This is a genomic window from Polaromonas sp. P1_G2 (assembly GCF_056405515.1).
Genome location: NZ_JBFUBY010000425.1, coordinates 1 through 2,896 on the forward strand (window position 1 = coordinate 1; position 2,896 = coordinate 2,896).

At 57.0% G+C, this 2,896-nt stretch carries 4 protein-coding genes; all 4 read left to right on the plus strand.

All coding sequences use genetic code 11. The features are described from left to right. Window positions 1-216: 216 nt before the first annotated feature. The gene (locus AC1D0P_RS24645; protein ID WP_477679138.1) at window positions 217-675 is read left to right on the plus strand and encodes a hypothetical protein; all 459 of its coding nucleotides are present in this window, start codon (window positions 217-219) and stop codon (window positions 673-675) included. Between the two features lie 447 nt (window positions 676-1,122). Next, window positions 1,123-1,476: a hypothetical protein gene (locus AC1D0P_RS24650; RefSeq protein WP_477679139.1), complete on the plus strand. Its 354-nt coding sequence runs from the start codon at window positions 1,123-1,125 to the stop codon at window positions 1,474-1,476. Between the two features lie 140 nt (window positions 1,477-1,616). Then, on the plus strand, window positions 1,617-1,916 hold the full coding sequence (locus AC1D0P_RS24655) for a hypothetical protein (protein ID WP_477679140.1): 300 nt from the start codon (window positions 1,617-1,619) through the stop codon (window positions 1,914-1,916). 106 nt (window positions 1,917-2,022) lie between these two features. Beyond that, complete coding sequence (locus AC1D0P_RS24660) at window positions 2,023-2,403, plus strand: hypothetical protein (RefSeq protein WP_477679141.1); 381 nt, start codon at window positions 2,023-2,025, stop codon at window positions 2,401-2,403. The last annotated feature ends 493 nt before the right edge of the window (window positions 2,404-2,896 follow it).

Below are 2,896 nucleotides of genomic sequence, written 5' to 3' on the forward strand. Positions count from 1 at the left end.
CCTCACTGCAAAGCAGACACGCACCTGGTCCAGCAACCGCGTGGACTGCAAAGCTGGTGCRGCGACTTTGCCAGGGTTGTCATACCTGTCCATTTATACAGAATAGTGAGATAAGCCCATGCTTTCAAACACTTTTTTTAACCATAGTCGCCGGTGTTATCTGATTGGTGGCCATGTTATTCCGCAGTTTTTCGGGATATATCAAAGTTAGGCGTCATGATATCCATCGGAAAACTCACGCTGCGTGATCGCGTTTTCGAAGTCAAGCTCGCTGAGGTAACTCGCCGTGGAGAGAACTGGTGCATTGAAATCGAAACTCAAAAGGAAGAGTTCGACGGTGAGAACTGGGCTCCCTACCTGTACCACCAAGGGCTATGCCTCCCCGCACAAGATGCACTCGAACTTCAAGGCCAAAGTACGTCTTGGCAGACCGGCGCCGAACCTCATCCAGAAAAGGGAACAATGTATGTCTTTGGGCACCACGACGTTCGGAGCTGCAAGGTTGTCTTTGGAAGCAGTGAAGAGGGGCGAATTCAGCTTCGCTGGGAAGGTCTCTGCGACGTCTTCTGGAATGAGGAGTTCAAGGAAGATGTTCCGTTCATTTGCCGCCGAGACGATCGCCGCGACTGGAGGCGTGGAAGCCATTCAAGACTGTCCTGCTTGGCTTCTGGCTGACCTACTTGATTCCGTTCGCCACTATCGCAAGACTGGGTCGCTTACCGTCGTCTCAAATCTGGGCGAGGCGGATCACTCTGAGCTTTATTCGAAGGTCGCGGAACATCTTCCTGCGTTGGAGGCGCTCGCGCCGCCAAGCGAACTCTTGACGCATACGATCTCTTATCCAACTGGTCGGGTTCACAAGCACTACACGTGGTACGCGGGAACCGATGGGGCCGAGGTGCTCCACGGACTCTATCGAGAGTACGGACCGCTCGGTGAGCTAGCCGAGATAGAGTATTGCAACGGAACGGCGCGGGCCGCCGCCCAGCGATTCACCTCGAATGGGCGACCAATCTCGCGCGGCGAGAGTTCGGTCTAACATGGCAATCGACACGGACGTCCTATCGGCGGGCTTTCGCCCGCCTACTGTCCGCCGGTCATTTCTGCGTTAGCTGTCACCACATGCCGGGTATCAAGCGACTGAGAAACGTGGCGCGCAGCTTTGCCCAACACGCGTTGAGCGGAAACTCGTATGACACACCTGAACGCACCCTGGAGCAGCGGCGCGCGGGGGTGATGGAGATTTCGGTCGCGCTCGTGGGATGCTCTGACGTTTCACCTGTCGAAGCACCTGGACTCAGGTCCAAGTTTGCCGAAATTCTGAGGAAGGAAGGCTTTGAGCCTTCGTCCGTTGTCACGGCACATGCCGTGTTTGGCTTCGTCGGGCAACAGCGCACGGCGCTAAACTGCCAAGTGATTGTCGCCACGCCGGACTCAGGGGAGCTGAAAGTGGCAATTGAAGCATCGGACATCTAGATCGTGAGCGAACTGACAGCTAACCAGCCAGTCAACACGGACGCCTTGCGGCGTCCGGCCGTTGCGCGGCCTCCTGGCGCAAGTCGCCGATTACACGCACGTTAGACCTCATGCCAAAGGTTAAAAGCGCGAACACTTTTATGGAACGCCAAAGCGCGCGCATACTGGCCGTGATCGGTGTTTGGGGCGTGCTGCTTTTGTTCGTGACGGATGTCCCGAGAGGCATGTGGCAGTATGTTTTCGGTGGCGTTTGGTTTGTGTCGGCTGTGGCCGCCCTGATATTGTTCGGTATCCGAGGCGCCAAGAGCTTTGTGTGCCCGGATTGTGGCGGTCCGGTGTCAGGCCTGCTGGAAACCGACGGACGAGTCGGTACGCCGCTATTGCGCCACTGCCCAAAATGCGACGTGCTCTGGAAGGTGGGCGTCGAGTCTGATTCGTGAAGGCATGCGATGATGTCTAACTGGTCAATCGACACGGCCCCACAACAGCAGAATTCGGCTTCGCCGCAAAGTGTTGTGGTCCGGTCATCTTCACGTTAGGCCTCAGATGCACGAACTCGTCATTCAGCTCTACACAGGCAACTGGAGTGGCTCTGTGAGCAAGGTCACTGAACTCGTTGCGCCCAGCGACGCCCCGCAACTCGTGCGTGAGCTCACCCTATGCAAGGGTTGGCGGGAGCGTGTCGTGGCTGCCAAGATCGCTTGTGCATTCGAACTGCACGAGCTTGTCGGTCCACTCATTCGCACCTTTGCAGCAGGTCCCGAAACCTACACCGCTGCCGCTTTCGCTAGGCTCATCTCATCGTTGAGAACGCCCGAGGCTCTTGCCTTGCTCGTTGCGCTTCGTCAGGCTTGTCCAGCAAACGCACATGGGAAGCACTTACTTGAAGTAATCGAAAGGGCAAGTGGCAATGAGTCCGAGGCCTAACCCTTCCTTCAAGTGGACCCGCCTACGGCGGTCCGCTTAAGTCAAACGTTAAACCGCGATGAGTACGAGCACTGCACGCAAGCCAAGTACCGGGAGGTGGATCGCGGCGCTCGTAGCGCTCATCGCCTTTGCGCTCGTGCCCTCGAAGGCGTGTGCCTGCCTTGAGATATACCAAATTTCACAGTTGCGCATCGTGCTTTCGGTCCTATTGCTTTTGATACTCGCGGTTGTTGCACTTTCCCCGCCTGGACGGAGCGCAGTCTGGGGTGCGGGAGCTGGCCTCGTAGCGTGTGTGTCAAGCGCTGTAGCCTTGGCCATTGGGTCCTATAGCCTGCCGATTGCAGCCGCAGTTCTTGTGGTGCCGCTTCTGGCTGTGGTCTTGTTCGCCGCGTGGCATCGGCTTCGGGGTAGGAGGAGTGCGAGTGCGGTTTAACATGTCATTCGAACGGACCGCCTACGGCGTTCGCCCACTTTCACGTTAACCATCATGAAG

Excerpts from the sequence above, each read along its gene's own strand:
- AC1D0P_RS24645 (WP_477679138.1), top strand. The coding sequence starts at position 217 with ATGATATCCATCGGAAAACTCACGCTGCGTGATCGCGTTTTCGAAGTC.
- AC1D0P_RS24650 (WP_477679139.1), top strand. The coding sequence starts at position 1,123 with ATGCCGGGTATCAAGCGACTGAGAAACGTGGCGCGCAGCTTTGCCCAA.
- AC1D0P_RS24655 (WP_477679140.1), top strand. The coding sequence starts at position 1,617 with ATGGAACGCCAAAGCGCGCGCATACTGGCCGTGATCGGTGTTTGGGGC.
- AC1D0P_RS24660 (WP_477679141.1), top strand. The coding sequence starts at position 2,023 with ATGCACGAACTCGTCATTCAGCTCTACACAGGCAACTGGAGTGGCTCT.